Here is a 15,984-nt window from a genome sequence, read left to right on the forward strand (position 1 = left end):
GATGAGGCGGGACGCGACAAAGCAACTTGGCACCTGACCCCCTGTGCGGGCCGCAGGTCATGACGCTTCCGCCGTGACATCACCGCCGGCTGTAGTGTCGGCTTCCAGCGCCTTCCGGCAACTCCCGGTGGCATTCGCATTTCCGCCGATCTGCGTCAGCGAGGCACGCGAGGATTGCGAGGCTCGCTGAGCCACAACATCTTTGTACGGCGGATAGATGGTCCACTGCAGAACGTTCCTGTGGTTGCGCGCGCCATCTTCTTCGATCACCCATCCGAGGGTGCGAAGCGCCGGGGCATGCCTCCGCAGTAACCCTGAAACGTCGCGACCGTTCTTCGGCCATTCCCTTGGTCGTCGCCAGTTGTCGTCGACCGGTGTGAGTAACGCCAGCAAATCGCCGCCGGATTGACCAACGAGAGGTTCTCGAGTGCGCGAGCGAAGCTGTTCGACGAACGGGTCAATGGACAAACTGTCCTCAGACAAATGATTGGCGCGCGACGTGTAGCGTCGTACGCCATCAGTCGACAAGATCTCGTCCACAGCCGCCAGCGTGCGACAAAAGTCCGCCATCCTGGGCGGGTCTTCAACTGAGATGGTCTCCAGCCGATGGTGAACGGTGGCAGCCAAATTGAGTAGTCCGCCGAAGATACCTGGTAGAGCCGTTTCCCACCGCTGTCGCATCTTGGCCTCTGACTGTCGCATGCTGTGATCGATGCGTCGCAGCTCCACAATCGCTAGTCGGTCCGCCAGATCAGGTCTGATCGCACCAACGTCGATTCCGTTTATGATCACGCATCGGCGGAACTTGATGACCGCGAGATCGGCATCTGTATATAGAGACCGTTTCACCGTGGCGTCGCCTGTCGCAGCGCGACATAACGAGTCCGACAGCCACGGCGGGATGCCCGATAGGTTGTCCAGAGCAACAACCCACGATCCAGACGCGGCAGTCGCCCACGAATCCGCGTCGCGTGGCGCTTGGCGAAACGGGGCGGGTGAGGGGTCGATGAGTTCGACCAGGTTCCGCGTCGTTGTGGTTTTCGCGCTACCTTGCTCGGCGAATAGGGCAAGTACCGGATGCGGAACGTCGCACTGAACCAAAGCAGCTACCAGAAATGCGAGAAGAACTGGGCGATCCTCAACTGCGACATTGACGAACTCCCAGAGCCTCGTCACGTCCCCGTCTGGGTGCGGTGCCGTCATCGCCCCCGTCAGCTTCTTGTTGCGGAGAAACCTCACCGGCGCAGCGGAAGCTATCGACCACCTTCCATTGCGGACTTTGATCACATGGCCGTCTGGATCTCCGGTGTCGATGTAGATCGTCCCGTCGTGGTCGGCGACGCGTAGGTACAACTTCTCGGGTGCCTGCGTGGCTGCCAGGCCTTCCAAGATCAGAGTGGCGTCGGTAAGTGCTTGGCCGCCGGCGACCGCGCCGGTTTCGGTGAAGTAGCGTGCTGCGAGATCGGCTCGTAGCCCAGCGCGGCCGCCACGCAGGAGCATCGCGAGGTGCGGTCGATTGCGTTCGGCGCCAAATGGCTCGCCATCCTCGGACACGCCGAGAAGGTAGCGTTCCCGGGCCATGTCGACTAAGCGTGCCGCTACTGACTTCTTGTCTGATTCACCTCTACCGCTCATGGGTTTTCCTGCCCATGGTGCTGTTGTGTACGGGCATACCGCGCTATTCTCATGTGGAATCTCCGTGCTGAGTAATCGGGTGGTTCGAACGAAAGACCTCGGCTAGTCCCCGAGGTCTTTTTCGTGGGTGGACGTCATGCGGCGTCGCCGCCGCCGCGGCGGGTTGCATTCTCCCGCTGCGAGATCCAGCGCAGAACTTCGTCCCGCCGATATACGACCCTGCGTCCCAGCGTAAAGCTCGCCGGCCCGATATTGGAGTGCCGCCAGTAGCGCAGCGTGCCGACCGGAACGCCGATCAGCTCCGATACCTGTTTAGCTCCAAGCAGTTCCATCACATTCCTCCTGAAGTACGGTCGGTTCAATCGAACCAACAGTGACACTCCACCACTTGATGAGTCCACCACCATGGGCAACTTCGATCGGAAATTGGTGAGATTCGTTTACTTTCAGTAGTTGTCGGTTCTCAATGGCACACTCGCTGTTACGGAGGAGGGGACTATGCAGAGACGTAATCGTCGCGCTGGTGTCGAGGATCGCTGGCGGCGGGCGGACGGCAGCCCAACGGCGCGGGCCAACACGGGGCGTCGTTGGCTGGCCCGCTACGTCGACGACCAGGGGCAAGAAAACACCAGGTCCTTCGATCGCAAAGTGGATGCTCAAGCCTGGCTCGATGAGATCACTGCCATGCAGGTGACGGGCGCCTATGTCGCGCCGAAGGCGGGTCGCGTCAGCGTCGGCGAACTGTATGCGAAATGGGTCGGAACGCAGAGCCATCTCAAGAAAACCACCGCGTCGACCCGGAGGTACACCTGGCCGGTGTACGTCGAGCCGCGGTGGTCAGCGGTCGCCGTCGCCGACGTCCAGACGACGGACGTGCGTGCCTGGGTCCACTCGATGACGTCCTCGGGTGCCGGGGCCGCCACCGTTGAGAATGCCGTCGGCATCTTGCGTCAGGTACTGGAGATGGCGGTCGAGGATCGACGGATCGCGCGCAATCCGTGTGCGGGGATCAAGCTTCCTCGCCGCAAGCGGCGGCCGCGCGGGTATCTGACGCACCGGCAGGTGGAGCAGCTCGCGATTGAAGTCGGGCCGGATGCGACGGTCGTGCGCTTCTTGGCCTACACCGGTCTGCGCTGGGGAGAAATGGCGGCGCTGCGCGTCGGTGACGCGAAGATGCTTCGACGTCGCATCCACGTCCGGGAGTCCGTGACAGAGGTCGAAGGGCAACTGGAGTGGTCGTCACCCAAGTCGTACGAGCAGCGGATGGTGCCTTTCCCCGCATTTCTTGCTGACGAACTGGCCGTCCTGATGATTGGGAAGAAGCCCGATGACCTCATCTTCGCCGCGCCCGAAGGCGGAGTTCTGAGAGTGTCGAACTGGCGCCGCCGAGTCTTCAACAAAGCGGTCAAGCGGGTCCTCGAGAAGGATGCGACCTTCCCAGTCGTAACTCCGCACGATCTCCGTCACACCGCCGCATCCCTTGCCATCAGTGCCGGCGCCAATGTCAAAGCCGTGCAGACCATGCTGGGGCACGCCTCGGCGGTGCTGACCCTGGACACTTACGCCGACCTGTTCCCAGATGATCTGGAGATGGTTTCCGCGGCTTTGGACGACGCGCGAACCAAGTCCCTAAAAGCTGCTGCGGACCAACTGCGGACTGGAACGAAAGAAGGCCCCGAACTGGAGAACCAGTCAGGGCCTTCTACCTGCAGTCACACGAGTCGGGGTGGCGGGATTCGAACCCACGACCTCTTCGTCCCGAACGAAGCGCGCTACCAAGCTGCGCCACACCCCGCGTGAAGCCACGACAGCGTATCGCACCGGCGGGGTGCGAGGCCAAACGCTTACCGCGGCCTCCGTCGACGACCGCGAGTTCTACACCAGGGCTGTGATTCTTCTCCGAGGACGACCCTGGTGCAGAAATCGCGAGCCCGGCTGAGGCGTCACGCTAGCGAACGGGGGGCTAGCGGCGGGTTTCCCTCAGCACGGCCAGACGCTCGCGGTACTCGGCCTCGGTGACCTCGCCCTTGGCGTAGGAGTCACGCAGCGTGCGAATGCCATGGCTGCCGCGGAAACGGCGCGCGACGTAGACGATGCCGATGATGACAAGCGTCCAGAACGTCAGCGGGATGAGCAGGAACCACGGGTTCCAGTCATGATCGGCGAACCGGCCGCCATGCTCGGCGAGAAATGTGGTTGTGGTGGGGGCGATTTCGTTGATGTTCATGGGATCGAGCCTGCCGCTGACGGTGCGGGCGCCGCATCGGCCTACGGTCGGCAACTGCGCTACGTCCGCGAACGTAGGGCGATGCGTCAGCCCTGCCATCCCGGCCGTACCAGGCCGGTCTCGTAGGCGATCACCACCAGCTGGGTGCGGTCGCGGGCGCCCAGCTTGGTCAGGATCCGGCTTACGTGGGTCCGCGCCGTGGCCGGGCTCATGAACAACCGCCCGCCGATCTCGGCGTTGGTCAGGCCCTCGGCAACCAGTGCCATCACCTCGCGCTCCCGCGTCGTCAAGTCGGCCAGCACGGCCGGCGACCCGGCGGGCGCCTTGGTCCTGGCGGCGAACTCCGCCACCAGCCGACGCGTCACCGACGGCGACAGCAGCGCGTCGCCCTCGGCGACCACCCGCACCGCCCGTACCAGTTCAATCGGCTCGGTGTGCTTGACCAGAAAGCCGCTCGCCCCGGCGCGCATCGCCTCGAACACGTACTCGTCGAGTTCGAACGTCGTCAGCACCACCACCCGCACCCCGCTCAGCGCCGGGTCCGCCACGATCTCGCGCGTTGCGGCCAACCCGTCCATCTCCGGCATCCGGATGTCCATCAAGACCACATCGGGCCGTAGTTCGCGTGCGGACGCGAGCGCAGCGGCCCCGGTGTCGGCCTCCGCGACCACCTCGATGCCGTCCTGCGCGTCGAGCAGTGCGGCGAAGCCCGCCCGCACCAACGCTTGGTCATCAGCGATGATTACCCGAATCGTCATGTCGCGTCGGGACTTTCGGCCGCCAACGGAAGGGAGGCCCGTACGCTGAATCCGCCGCCGGGATGCCGGTGCACCGACAGATCGCCACCGAGCGCACGTGCCCGCTCTCGCATGCCGACGATGCCACTGCCTCCCGACGGTGGCCCCGGAGTTGAGCGGGTGTCCGTCGTTGTCGACCGCGACGGCCAACGTGTCGGCCCCGTAAGTGACTGTGACGGTGGCGTGTTCGGCAGTCGAATGCCGTACCACGTTCGTCAATGACTCCTGCACGATGCGGGCTGCGGCGACGTCGATCACCGCGGGCACCGGACGCGGTTCGCCGCGCACCGCCGTGGTCACCGTCAGCCCCGTCGCGCGGGCGGCACCGACGAGACCGTCCAGATCGGCGATGCCGGGCGTCGGCGCCGTCGGTTGGCCTTGCTCGGTGCGCAGCGCGTCAACCAACGAGTGCACATCCGAAATCGCTTGCCGGCTGGCATCCTTGATGGCGGCAAGCGCAGGGCCGGCCCGTTCCGGATGCTGATCGAGCAATTCCAGTGCGACCGATGACTGCACGTTGATCATCGACAGGCTGTGCGCCAGCACGTCGTGCAGCTCTCGGGCGATCGACAGCCGCGCCTGCGTCGCCTGGCGCTCCTGCTCGGACTGCGCCTCCCGCGCCATCGCGGCCTTGCGCTGACGACGTGCGTCGATCACCGCGCGACGCTGCCGGATGCCCTCGGCTACAGCGACGAGCACGATGAGCCACGCCGCGATCGCGCCGATCGCGACGGTGGGCGGCGGCTCCTCGCCCCGAAGCAGTGGGATCAGCCAGACCACCGCCGCCCAGCCCAGCAGCGGCAGGGGATAGCTACGCCAGCGTGGGCCCGTGACGGCCGCGGTCAGAAAGGCCACTATCAGCGATGCGAAGACCGGTCCGACCCGGAACCCCGCCGCCAGGTAGACCATGGTGATCGCGATCACGGTCAGCAGCACCGCGTACGGGTAGACGGTGCGCAGCAGCAGCGCCACCGGGCCGGCGATCAGCAGCACGTAGCCGAACCAGTTGAGCGGCACCCAGTGCAGGTCCGGTCCTCGGCGGTGACGCGGTCCGGCGGTGCCTGCGAGTTGAACCGCGGCCACCACAACCGGGATCAGCCACACCGCGGGGCGGCGCAGCACATCCCGCAGGCGGTCCATACCGGAAACGTAGTCGGGAACGGGCCGGCTTGGCGTCCGCGCAGAGGCGTACATCACGACACGCCGCGGGAAGCAACGGGGCTGTCGGTGGCGTTATGCACACTGACGGCAGGAACCGACGAAGCGAGGACGAGATGACTGGTCTTGGCGCATCCATCTATCTGGGTTTCTTCGTGCTCGCCGCGGTGTGGCTGTTCCTCACCTCCGACGGCCCGCTGAGCGGCGGGGCCGACGATCAGGACCAGCGTCCTGAGCGTTCGAACTCGACCAACACCGACGCAAACTCCGAGTCGTCCAACGCGTGGTTGGTCAGCCACTCGTCGCAGAAGTAGGTGTCCGCGTAGCGGTCCCCGCTGTCGGCCAGCAGCGTCACCACCGAACCACTGCGCCCTGCGGTCCTCATCTCCGCCAAGAGCCCGAACGACCCCCATAGGTTCGTCCCGGTCGACGGGCCCACCCGCCGGCCCAGCACCCTGCTGGCGTGCCGAGCGGCAGCCACCGAGGCGGCATCCGGCACGACCACCATGCGGTCGACCACGCCGGGCAGGAACGACGGCTCCACTCGCGGTCGGCCGATACCCTCGATCCGCGACGACATCCCGGTCACCACATCAGCGCGGCCCTGCGCGTAGGCGGGAAAGAACGCCGAGTTCTCCGGATCGACCACGCACAGCCGGGTCGCGTGGCGTCGATAGCGGATGTAACGGCCGATGGTCGCGCTGGTGCCGCCGGTGCCGGCACCCACCACGATCCAGTCGGGCACCGGATGCGCCTCGTCGCGCATCTGCTCGAAGATCGACTCGGCGATGTTGTTGTTGCCACGCCAGTCGGTGGCCCGCTCGGCGTTGGTGAACTGATCGATGTAGTGCCCGCCGGTCTCTTCGGCGAGTCGTTCCGCCTCGGCGTAAACCTGACTGGACTCAGCCACGAAATGGCAACGCCCACCCTGTGTTTCGATCAGAGCGATCTTGCTGGCGCTCGTCGAGGACGGCATCACGGCGATGAACGGCAAGCCGAGCAGTGCCGCAAAGTACGCCTCCGACACCGCTGTCGAGCCCGAAGAGGCTTCGATGATCGTGGTGTTCTCGTCGATCCAGCCGTTGCACAGCGCGTACAGAAACAGTGAGCGCGCCAGCCGGTGCTTGAGGCTGCCGGTGATGTGGGTCGTCTCATCCTTGAGATACAACTGCAGGTCGCAGCCGTCGGACCAGGCCGCCGGCAGCGGATACCGCAGCAGATGAGTGTCGGCGCTACGGCGCGCGTCGGCCTCGATCAACCGGACCGCATCGTGCACCCACGTGCGTGGACCGCTGCGACTGGCTGTTGAGGACTTGTCGGTCACCGCACGGAGACGCTCGGATGGGATATGCCCGCCCGAGTGTCTGCGTCCCGGCCGCCGATCGGCGCCGCGACCAGTGTCAGCAGCGTGGCCTCGGGCCGGCAGCAGAACCGCAGCGGAGCGTACGGCGAGGTGCCGATGCCCGCCGAGACGTGCAGTTGGGTGCGCACGCCCCACCGTGACGGGCCCTTGACCCGCGAACGGTCCAAGCCGCAGTTGGTCACCAGGGCGCCGTAGAACGGCAGGCACAACTGCCCGCCGTGCGTGTGGCCGGCCATCACCAACTGGTACCCGTCGGCCGCGAAGCGGTCGAGGACCCGCGGCTCCGGCGAGTGCGTCAGTCCTAACGTGAGGTTGGCGGCGGGGCTGGCCGGCCCTGCGATGGTCTCGTAGCGGTCCCGCGACAGATGCGGGTCGTCGACGCCGGCCGCAGCGATGTGCAGGCCCCGCACCTCCAGCTCACGGCGGGTGTGCGTCACGTCGAGCCAGCCGCGCTCGGTGAACGCCGCCCGCAGGTCCTGCCAGGGCAGCGGTTCACCGTGGATGCGGTGACCGGGCCGGGTGATGTAGTTGAGCGGGTTCTTCGGCCGGGGTCCGAAATAGTCGTTGCTGCCGAACACGAACACGCCCGGGACCGACAGCAGCTCCGACAGCGACTGCACCACCGCGGGCACAGCCTTGGCGTGCGCCAGGTTGTCACCGGTGTTGACCACCAGGTCGGGTTCCAGGGTCGCCAGGTCCCGCAGCCAGGCCTGTTTGCGTCGCTGTCCGGGACGCATGTGGATGTCGCTGATGTGCAGCACCTTCAACGGCGACGAGCCCGGCGAGAGCACCGGCATCGTCAATTCCCGCACGGCGAAGGCGTTGCGCTCGATCAGCGAGGCATAGCCGATGCCGGCGACCAGCGCACCGGCTGACGCCGCGGCGGAGTTCTTCAGGATCGTCGAACGGGCGGACATGCTGCAGAGCCTACTGCCAGTCGCGCCCAACGACCGCCTTCACCCGTCCCGCGCGCGCACGCCCAGCAGATCACGGCGGGGGCGGCGCCGGTGGTGGCGGGCCCAGCACCGGCACGGTGATCGGCGGCAGGCCGGGGATCTCCACCACCGTTTCGCCCACCGGCGCCGGAAGCCCCGGAATCCCGGGTATCCCGGCGGGCGGAGGCGGCGGTGCGGGCGGGATGCCGTTGGAGACCTGGATCGTGATGATCGAACCGGGCACGGTCTGCCCGTTCGGTGTCGTGCCGACGACCGACCCTCGTGGCGCCGAACTGTTCACCGACGCCGCCTGATCCGACACCTGGAAACCGGCGTCACGCAGCCGTTCCCGGGCTGTGCCCTCCGTCAGGCCCGAGACGCTGGGCACCCGTGACCCGGGACCGCCCTCGACGTAGCGCGGATCCGTCGGCGGCAGCCGGACCTCACCGAAGTTGTTGGCGATCGGCTTCATCGCGCTGAACCAGGTCCGGGCCGGCTCGTTGCCGCCGTACAGGTTGCCGTAGCCGCACTTGCGCAGCGGGAACGAACACAGTTCACCGGGCGCGGTGGAGTCGTCGTAGATGTAGTTCCCGGCGGCGAGCGTGTTGGTGAACCCGAGGAACGCCGACGAGCGGTGCGCCTCGGTGGTGCCGGTCTTGCCGGACATCGGCAGGTTCCAACCGACCGAACCCGCGGCCGCCGCAGCGGTGCCTGCGCCCTCGTGGTCCTTGCTCAACGCGTTCGCCAGCGTATTGGCCAGCCCGTCGGGCACCACCTGCTCACAGGTCTCGGTGGTGACCGCGACTTCCTCACCGTGGCGGTCGATGACCTGCGCGATCGGGTTCGGTGGGCACCACATGCCGCCGGAGGCCAGCGTCGCCGCGACGTTCGAGAACTCGAGTGCGTTGACCTCGATCGGCCCCAGCACGAACGAGCCGAGGTTCTGCCGCTTGATGAAGTCGGCCAGGCTCTCGTTGCTGCCGGGGTCGTAGTCTCGAGCGGTGCCCGGCAGCGCATAGGACCGCAGCCCCAGCCGGACCGCCATGTCGACGCTGCGCTGCACACCGACTTGCGAGATCAGTTTGGCGAAGGCGGTGTTCGGCGAGGTGGCCAGCGCGTCGGTGATGTTCATCGTGCCGCGGTAGTTGCCCGCGTTCTTCACACACCAGGTGGCGGGTGGACAGCCCGGGGTATCGCTGCTGCCCAGGCCCTTGGCCTGGAACTGGGCGGGCACGTCGAGTTGGGCGTTGATGCCCATGCCCATCTCCATGGCCGCGGCCACTGTGAAGATCTTGAACGTCGATCCGGCGCCGTCACCGACGAGGGAGAACGGTTGAGGTTGCATGGTCTCGCCGGCATCGAGGTCGAGCCCGTAAGTGCGGCTGCTGGCCATGGCCAGGACCGGGTGCGACTCCTTGCCGGGTTTGATCACGCTCATGACGCTCGCCACACCGTCGAGGTCGGGACTGGCGAACTGGTTGACCGCGGCCTTCACCGGACCCTGCACGTCCGGGTCGAGCGTCGTCTTGATCAGGTAGCCGCCCCTGGCGACCTGCTCCTTGCTGATCCCCGCGCGCGCCAGGTACTCGAGCGCGTAGTCGCAGAAGAACGCCCGGTCGCCGGCAGCGATGCAGCCGCGCGGCAGCTCCTTGGGCTGCGGCAGCACTCCCAGCGGCTGCTCCTTGGCCGCCCGAAGCGCGTCCGCCTCCTCGGGAATGTTCTCGATCATGGTGTCCAGCACCAGGTTTCGACGCGCCAGCGCACCCTCGGGATTGGTGTACGGGTTCAGCGTGCTGGTGGACTGCACCATGCCGGCCAGCAGGGCCGCCTGCTGCCAGTTCAAATCGGAGGCGTTGATGCCGAAGTACGTCTGCGCTGCGTCCTGCACCCCGAAGGCGCCGTTGCCGAACGACACCAGGTTCAGGTAGCGGGTCAGGATCTCCGACTTGGTGAACGTCTTGTCCAGCGTCAGCGCCATTCGGATCTCACGCAGCTTGCGGGCCGGCGTGGTCTCGACGGCCGCCCGCTTCTCCGCCTCGGTCTGGGCGATCACCAGGAGTTGGTAATTCTTGACGTACTGCTGCTCGATGGTGGAGCCACCACGGGTGTCCAGGTTGCCCGACAGATATCCCGAAAGACCGGTCAACGTGCCTTGCCAGTCGACGCCGTTGTGCTCGGCAAACCGCTTGTCTTCGATCGAAACGATCGCCAATTTCATCGTGTTGGCGATTTGCTCGCTGGGCACCTCGAACCGCCGTTGCGAGTACAGCCAGGCGATCACGTTGCCCTTGGCGTCGACCATCGTCGAGACCTGCGGTACCTCGCCCTCCACCAACTGCGCCGAGCCGTTCGCGACGACGTCGGAGGCCCGGTTCGAGACCAGCCCGAACCCGCCGACGAGCGGAAACATCAAGGCCGCGGTGATAACGCTGGCCAACAGAACGCACCAGGCGAGCTTGATGACCGTAACCGTCGTCGGCGGTCGACTCGGCTGGCTCTCCGGCATGACTTACAGCGTAACGACGTCGCAAAACGGCAGCTTCTGACGGTCGATTGCCAGTTCCGTGAGCCCCGCCGACCGGCGCGGACGTCAATTTTGCTGTCTGACGGCACGGTCGTCCCAAAAAAGTGGCTCGTACGTATTGCGCAGAACGGCTGTGACCATCTAATTTGGTCGAACAGTGCGATGCAGGTCACACTGACCCCACGCAATGTGGCGTAGATCGCAGCAGGCGTTCTACACCTGGGACTGCGCCGTACCGGTGTTGGCCGGGGGGCGGTTGGAACGGAGGGAACGCTGGTGTCAGCTACTAGGCCCGCGGTACGCAGGACCGCGATGACGTCCTCGGCTCACAGTGTTGTCCACGGCGCTGAAGCCGAAGCCCGCATTGCCTGGGTATCGCAGGCCCGATGCCGCCAGACCGATCCCGACGAACTGTTCGTGCGCGGGGCCGCGCAGCGCAAAGCCGCCGTGATCTGCAGACACTGCCCGGTGATCCTCGAGTGCGGCGCCGACGCGCTCGACAACCGCGTCGAGTTCGGGGTGTGGGGCGGGATGACCGAGCGTCAGCGCCGTGCGCTGCTCAAGCAGCACCCCGAGGTGGTTTCCTGGGCCGAGTTCTTCGCCGCCCAGCGCAAGCACCGCAGCGCGGTCTGAGCTACGCGGCGGAAGCAGCCTCGCCGGTGATCTGATCGGCGATGGCACGCAGCGCTTCGAGGTCCGACACGTCGAACGGCAATGACGGCACACCGACGATCGCCACATGCGGATTGGCGCCGGTGAACCGGGACAGCAACCGGATCTCACGTTTGGCGGTGGACGCCCTGTCGGCGTGAATCCGCAGCACCGCCGCGGTCAACGAGTCGGGATCGGTCTTCTCGATGGTCTCGGCGGCCTCCTCGGCCTTCTCGGCGTGCAGGTCCGACAGCATCGGATGGGTGCGATTGAGGATCAGACCCGACAGCGGCATGTGCTCTTCGGAGAGTCGGTCGACGAAGAACGACGCTTCGCGCAGAGCGTCCGGTTCGGCCGCCGACACCACCACGAACTGGGTGCCGCGGCGTTTGAGGAGATCGTAGGTGCGGTCGGCCTTCTCGCGGAAGCCGCCGAACGTCGAGTCGAGTGATTGCACGAAAGCCGCTGCGTCGGAAAGCATTTGCGAGCCGAGAACAGTGGACAGGGCCTTCATCGCCAGCCCCATCGCGCCCGTCACCAAACGACCGATTCCCCGACCGGGACCCAGCAGCAGCTTCCAGAGCCGGCTGTCCATGAAGCCGCCCAACCGCTTTGGCGCGTCCAGGAAGTCCAGTGCATTGCGCGACGGCGGGGTGTCGACGACGACCAAGTCCCACCGGTCCTCGCCGAGAAGCTGGCCGAGCTTCTCCATCGCCATGTACTCCTGAGTTCCCGCCAACGAGGTGGCGACCGTCTGATAGAACTGGTTGTCCAGAATCTCTTGCGCCCGTTGGGGTCCCGAGTACTGGATAACCATCTCGTCGAACGTGCGACGCATGTCGAGCATCATCGCGTGCAGCTCACCCGGCACCTCCGGGGCGAGCGGAACACGCTGTGGGGTGTTGCCCAGGGTCTTGATGCCCAGCGCCTGGGCGAGTCGCTTCGCCGGGTCGATGGTCAGCACGACGACGGTTCTGCCGTACTCCGCCGCGCGGAGCGCCATCGCCGCCGCGGTGGTGGTCTTGCCGACACCGCCCGCACCGCAACAGACCACGACGCGGTTCGACGTGTCCCGCAGAATCGAGCCCATGTCGAGGGCCGGTGGAGTCGCACTCATCATCGCACCCCCTGGCGTTCGAGTTCTTCGGCGAGTTCGTAGAGGCTGCCGAGGTCCACACCGTCGGTGATCTGCGGCAGCTGCAACCGCGCGACATCCAGCGCGTCGAGTTGCTCGGCGCTTTCGGCACGGGCCATGATCCGGGTGGCGTGCTGGATAGTCTCGGTCAGCAGACCTGCGAAGTCGGTGTCGGACAACGTGATTCCGGCTTCGCCCAGGCCGGTGCGAACGGCGTCGGCGTCGATGTCACCCTCGGCGGCCTTGGCCAGGGCGTCGGCAGGCAGGTAGGCGGGGATGTTGCGGTTGACGATCACGCTGCCGATCGGCAGGCCGAGGTCCTTCAGCTCGTCGATGGCCTCCAGCGTCTCCTGGATGGGCAGCGCCTCCAGCAGCGTGACGAGGTGGATGGCGGTCATCTCCGAGTGCAGCACCTTGACCACGCTCTCGGCCTGCCCGTGCACCGGACCGCCCTTGGCGAGGTCGGACACCGCCTTGGTGACGTCGAGGAACCGTGCGATGCGACCGGTCGGCGGTGAGTCGACGACGACGGCGTCGTAAACGGGCTGCTTGCCCTTCTCGGCGCGGGTCACGATCTCGCGGATCTTGCCGGTCAGCAGCACGTCGCGCAGGCCCGGCGCGATCGTGGTCGCGAACTCGACGGCTCCGATCCTGCGCATGGCCCGGCCGGCCAGGCCGAGGTTGTAGAACATGTCGAGGTATTCGAGGAATGCGGCCTCGGTGTCGATCGCCAGCGCGTTGACCTGACCACCACCCTCGGCGGTCGCGATCTTGACCTCTTGATACGGCAGCGGCGGCACGTCGAAAAGCTGCGCAATGCCTTGGCGCCCTTCGACTTCCACCAGTAGGACCTTGCGTCCGCCCGCGGCCAGGGCCAACGCCAGCGAGGCGGCGATCGTCGATTTGCCGGTGCCGCCCTTGCCGGTGACGAAGTGCAATCGGGCTTTGCTCAGCCGCGACGGCCAGCCGACGGATCTACCGCCATTGGTAGTGGAAGCCACCCGTGCATGCTAGCCAACTCCCGATCGCTGCCCGATAAGCTCGGCCACATGACCGAATCGACCCGCTGGGAGTACGCCACCGTCCCGCTGCTGACCCACGCCACCAAGCAGATTCTCGACCAGTGGGGAGAGGACGGCTGGGAGCTGGTGGCGGTGCTGCCGGGCCCCACGGGCGAACAGCACGTCGCCTACCTCAAACGCCCCAAATGAGCACGCCATCGGCCCGGCTGACCGAACTCGGCATCGAGCTGCCCGCCGTGGTGCCGCCGCTGGCGGCGTACGTTCCCGCGGTGCGCACCGGCAACCTCGTCTACACCGCCGGTCAGCTGCCGATGGAGTCGGGCGCGCTGCTGCAGACCGGCAAGGTCGGTGCCGGCGTCAGCCCCGAGGACGGCAAGGCGCTGGCCCGGGTGTGCGCGCTCAACGCGTTGGCGGCGGTGCACTCATTGGTCGGCATCGACTCGGTGCGCCGTGTCGTCAAGGTGGTCGGGTTCGTCGCCTCGGCGCCGGGCTTCAACGGTCAGCCAGGCATCGTCAACGGCGCGTCGGAGTTGCTCGGCGAGGTATTCGGCGACGGGGGCGCACACGCGCGATCGGCGGTCGGAGTGTCGGAGCTGCCGTTGGATGCGCCGGTCGAGGTCGAGCTGATTGTCGAGATCAGTTGACGCTGCAGCATCCGGCGTACGGGCTACTGCGCCCGGTGACCGACTCTGCGTCGGTGCTGCTGTGCGACAACCCCGGCCTGATGACGCTGGAGGGCACCAACACCTGGGTGCTGCGCGGACCCGGCAGCGACGAGATGGTCGTCGTCGATCCCGGGCCCGAGGACGACGAGCACATCGCGCGTATTGCGGAGCTTGGCAGCATCCCGCTGGTATTGATCAGCCACCGGCATGAGGACCACACCGGCGCCATCGACAAGATCGTCGACCGTACCGGGGCGGTGGTGCGTGCTGTGGGCAGCGGGTTTCTGCGCGGCCTGGGCGGGCCGCTGACGGACGGCGAGGTCATCGACGCCGCGGGGCTGCGCATCACGGTGATGGCCACGCCGGGGCATACGGTCGACTCGGTGTCGTTCGTGCTCGACGACGCGGTGCTGACCGCGGACACCGTGCTGGGGCGCGGCACCACGGTGATCGACAAGGAAGACGGCAGCCTGAGCCAGTACCTGGATTCACTGCAGCGGCTGCGCGGGCTGGGCCATCGCACGGTGCTGCCGGGGCACGGCCCCGAACTCGACGATCTGGAAGAGGTCAGCGCCGGGTATCTCGCCCATCGCCGGGAGCGGCTCGAGCAGGTGCGAGCGGCCTTGCGCGTGCTGGGTGACGACGCCACGGTCCGCCAGGTCGTCGAGCACGTCTACACCGACGTCGACGAGAAGCTCTGGGACGTAGCGGAATGGAGCGTCCAGGCGCAGCTCGACTACCTACGAGCGTGACTTGTGGAGCCTTACCGGCGCTCACCGCTGCTACGGCTCCACAAACCGCTAGCGGGCTCGGCGGGCCAGTCGCTCCGAGTCGGAGATCAGAACGCTCTTGCCCTCCAAGCGAATCCAGCCGCGGTGGGCGAAGTCGGCGAGCGCCTTGTTGACGGTTTCCCGGGATGCGCCGACGAGCTGGGCGATCTCTTCCTGGGTGAGGTCGTGGGTCACCCGCAGTGCGCCGCCTTCCTGGGTGCCGAACCGCTGAGCCAGCTGCAGCAGCTGCTTGGCGACGCGGCCGGGCACGTCGGTGAAGATCAGGTCGGCCAGGTTGTTGTTGGTGCGGCGCAGCCGACGGGCCAGCACCCGCAGCAGTTGCTCGGCGATCTCCGGCCGGTCGGCGATCCACGCGCGCAGCGCGTCACGGTCCATCGACACGGCGCGCACCTCGGTGATCGTGGTCGCGCTCGACGTCCGCGGGCCGGGGTCGAAGATCGACAGCTCGCCGAACATGTCCGACGGCCCCATGATGGTCAGCAGGTTCTCCCGGCCGTCCGGCGACCGGCGGCCGATCTTGACCTTGCCCGAAATGATGATGTAGAGCCGGTCGCCGGGCTCCCCCTCGGCGAACACGGTGTGTCCACGAGGGAAGTCGACTGGCTGCAGTTGCTTGGTCAGCGCGGCGACGGCGCTTGGTTCGACCCCCTGGAAGATTCCGGCCCGCGCCAGGATCTCGTCCACGTTGCCCCTCTTAAGCTGTTAGGTGAAGCCGACCTCTATCGGTTAGCGAGATAAGTCTAGAGGTAGCCGGTTTCGTGACCAGCCCACGCTACACACGATCGGCATGTCGGGTCGGCCGAAACTCCGGATTCACCCCGGCCTCGGGAAAGCGGTGCGTCGGCAAACCCGAGTCGTGATAGATGGGCGTGGATCCGCCGGCCATCACGTGGTCAACGTGCTGTCGTTGGCGCAGACCGTCGAGCGCGCGGCTCATCCCGTCCCGCGCCAGCGTGTCGACGTCGGACGGCTCGGCCTCCGCAAGGAATTTCGCCACATCGGTGGCTGAGACGGTGTCGCGGTGCAGGCCTGCCTCGAGTCGCTGCAGCCCGAATGTCGCCACCATCAGCAACCCCGGAAT

The 15,984-nt window shown here is 66.5% G+C and carries 16 protein-coding genes, 1 tRNA gene and 2 pseudogenes; 5 read left to right on the forward strand and 14 right to left on the reverse strand.

The genetic code is table 11. The annotated features are described in order from the left end of the window. Nucleotides 1-57 precede the first annotated feature (57 nt). The 3 genes from AU188_RS00970 to AU188_RS25660 all read right to left on the reverse strand — a co-directional run bounded on the left by AU188_RS00970 (nt 58) and on the right by AU188_RS25660 (nt 2,829). The gene (locus AU188_RS00970) at nt 58-1,581 is read right to left on the reverse strand and encodes an AICE element replication initiation protein (RefSeq protein ID WP_269976111.1); all 1,524 of its coding nucleotides are present in this window, start codon (nt 1,579-1,581) and stop codon (nt 58-60) included. A 188-nt stretch (nt 1,582-1,769) separates the two neighbouring features. Continuing rightward, nucleotides 1,770-1,967: a helix-turn-helix transcriptional regulator gene (locus AU188_RS00975; protein WP_059161841.1), complete on the reverse strand. Its 198-nt coding sequence runs from the start codon at nt 1,965-1,967 to the stop codon at nt 1,770-1,772. A gap of 505 nt (nt 1,968-2,472) precedes the next feature. Further along, complete coding sequence (locus tag AU188_RS25660; RefSeq protein WP_234815186.1) at nt 2,473-2,829, reverse strand: hypothetical protein; 357 nt, start codon at nt 2,827-2,829, stop codon at nt 2,473-2,475. Here AU188_RS25660 and AU188_RS25665 point away from each other — a divergent pair. After that, a pseudogene (locus tag AU188_RS25665) lies at nt 2,740-3,147 on the forward strand (tyrosine-type recombinase/integrase); the annotation flags it as partial. The gene AU188_RS25660 and the pseudogene AU188_RS25665 overlap by 90 nt on opposite strands. 209 nt (nt 3,148-3,356) lie before the next feature. Here the strand turns inward: AU188_RS25665 and AU188_RS00990 are convergent. The 7 genes and pseudogenes from AU188_RS00990 to ponA2 all read right to left on the reverse strand — a co-directional run bounded on the left by AU188_RS00990 (nt 3,357) and on the right by ponA2 (nt 10,621). Next, nucleotides 3,357-3,430 (reverse strand) — tRNA-Pro (locus tag AU188_RS00990). A gap of 168 nt (nt 3,431-3,598) precedes the next feature. Next, nucleotides 3,599-3,862 (reverse strand): SHOCT domain-containing protein, encoded by a 264-nt coding sequence (locus tag AU188_RS00995; RefSeq protein WP_059161844.1) that lies wholly within the window; start codon nt 3,860-3,862, stop codon nt 3,599-3,601. An 86-nt stretch (nt 3,863-3,948) separates the two neighbouring features. Beyond that, on the reverse strand, nt 3,949-4,620 hold the full coding sequence (locus tag AU188_RS01000) for a response regulator transcription factor (protein ID WP_059162248.1): 672 nt from the start codon (nt 4,618-4,620) through the stop codon (nt 3,949-3,951). 480 nt (nt 4,621-5,100) lie between these two features. Next, nucleotides 5,101-5,853, reverse strand: a pseudogene (locus tag AU188_RS25920) (histidine kinase); the annotation flags it as partial. Nucleotides 5,854-6,034: 181 nt separating this feature from the next. Further along, nucleotides 6,035-7,141 carry an L-cysteine desulfhydrase Cds1 gene (gene cds1 / locus AU188_RS01005; protein WP_059161845.1) on the reverse strand — a complete coding sequence of 369 codons (1,107 nt, stop codon included), beginning with the start codon at nt 7,139-7,141 and terminating at the stop codon, nt 6,035-6,037. Then, nucleotides 7,138-8,097 carry a metallophosphoesterase gene (locus AU188_RS01010; protein WP_059161846.1) on the reverse strand — a complete coding sequence of 320 codons (960 nt, stop codon included), beginning with the start codon at nt 8,095-8,097 and terminating at the stop codon, nt 7,138-7,140. Before AU188_RS01010 ends, cds1 begins: the two co-directional genes overlap by 4 nt. Nucleotides 8,098-8,167: 70 nt before the next feature. Beyond that, complete coding sequence (gene ponA2, locus AU188_RS01015; RefSeq protein WP_059161847.1) at nt 8,168-10,621, reverse strand: transglycosylase/D,D-transpeptidase PonA2; 2,454 nt, start codon at nt 10,619-10,621, stop codon at nt 8,168-8,170. A gap of 294 nt (nt 10,622-10,915) precedes the next feature. On the opposite strand from ponA2, the gene AU188_RS01020 reads away from it, so the two are divergent. Next, the gene (locus AU188_RS01020; RefSeq protein WP_059161848.1) at nt 10,916-11,272 is read left to right on the forward strand and encodes a WhiB family transcriptional regulator; all 357 of its coding nucleotides are present in this window, start codon (nt 10,916-10,918) and stop codon (nt 11,270-11,272) included. Nucleotide 11,273: 1 nt separating this feature from the next. On the opposite strand, the gene bagB is transcribed toward AU188_RS01020, so the two are convergent. Both bagB and bagA read right to left on the reverse strand, forming a co-directional pair. Further along, complete coding sequence (gene bagB, locus AU188_RS01025; RefSeq protein ID WP_059101730.1) at nt 11,274-12,407, reverse strand: ATPase BagB; 1,134 nt, start codon at nt 12,405-12,407, stop codon at nt 11,274-11,276. Next, nucleotides 12,407-13,426 (reverse strand): ATPase BagA, encoded by a 1,020-nt coding sequence (gene bagA / locus AU188_RS01030; RefSeq protein WP_059161849.1) that lies wholly within the window; start codon nt 13,424-13,426, stop codon nt 12,407-12,409. The genes bagB and bagA overlap by 1 nt, the downstream gene beginning before the upstream one ends. Before the next feature lie 48 nt (nt 13,427-13,474). Here bagA and sp36 point away from each other — a divergent pair, with 48 nt between their 5' ends. The 3 genes from sp36 to AU188_RS01040 are packed head-to-tail and all read left to right on the forward strand — an operon-like array spanning nt 13,475 to nt 14,864. Further along, entirely contained in the window at nt 13,475-13,636 is a 162-nt protein-coding gene (sp36, locus tag AU188_RS25170) for a Sp36 family protein (RefSeq protein WP_156426527.1), read from the forward strand. Then, nucleotides 13,633-14,091, forward strand: a complete 459-nt coding sequence (locus tag AU188_RS01035; RefSeq protein ID WP_059161850.1) for a RidA family protein — start codon at nt 13,633-13,635, stop codon at nt 14,089-14,091. The genes sp36 and AU188_RS01035 overlap by 4 nt, the downstream gene beginning before the upstream one ends. Next, nucleotides 14,088-14,864: an MBL fold metallo-hydrolase gene (locus AU188_RS01040; RefSeq protein ID WP_059161851.1), complete on the forward strand. Its 777-nt coding sequence runs from the start codon at nt 14,088-14,090 to the stop codon at nt 14,862-14,864. Before AU188_RS01035 ends, AU188_RS01040 begins: the two co-directional genes overlap by 4 nt. 48 nt (nt 14,865-14,912) lie before the next feature. Here the strand turns inward: AU188_RS01040 and crp are convergent, their stop codons facing one another. Both crp and AU188_RS01050 read right to left on the reverse strand, forming a co-directional pair. Further along, on the reverse strand, nt 14,913-15,587 hold the full coding sequence (crp, locus tag AU188_RS01045) for a cAMP-activated global transcriptional regulator CRP (protein WP_059101725.1): 675 nt from the start codon (nt 15,585-15,587) through the stop codon (nt 14,913-14,915). A gap of 88 nt (nt 15,588-15,675) precedes the next feature. Further along, complete coding sequence (locus tag AU188_RS01050) at nt 15,676-15,969, reverse strand: hypothetical protein (RefSeq protein ID WP_286137265.1); 294 nt, start codon at nt 15,967-15,969, stop codon at nt 15,676-15,678. Nucleotides 15,970-15,984 lie beyond the last annotated feature (15 nt).

It is taken from the genome of Mycobacterium sp. IS-3022 (genome assembly GCF_001500065.1).
Lineage (GTDB): Bacteria > Actinomycetota > Actinomycetes > Mycobacteriales > Mycobacteriaceae > Mycobacterium.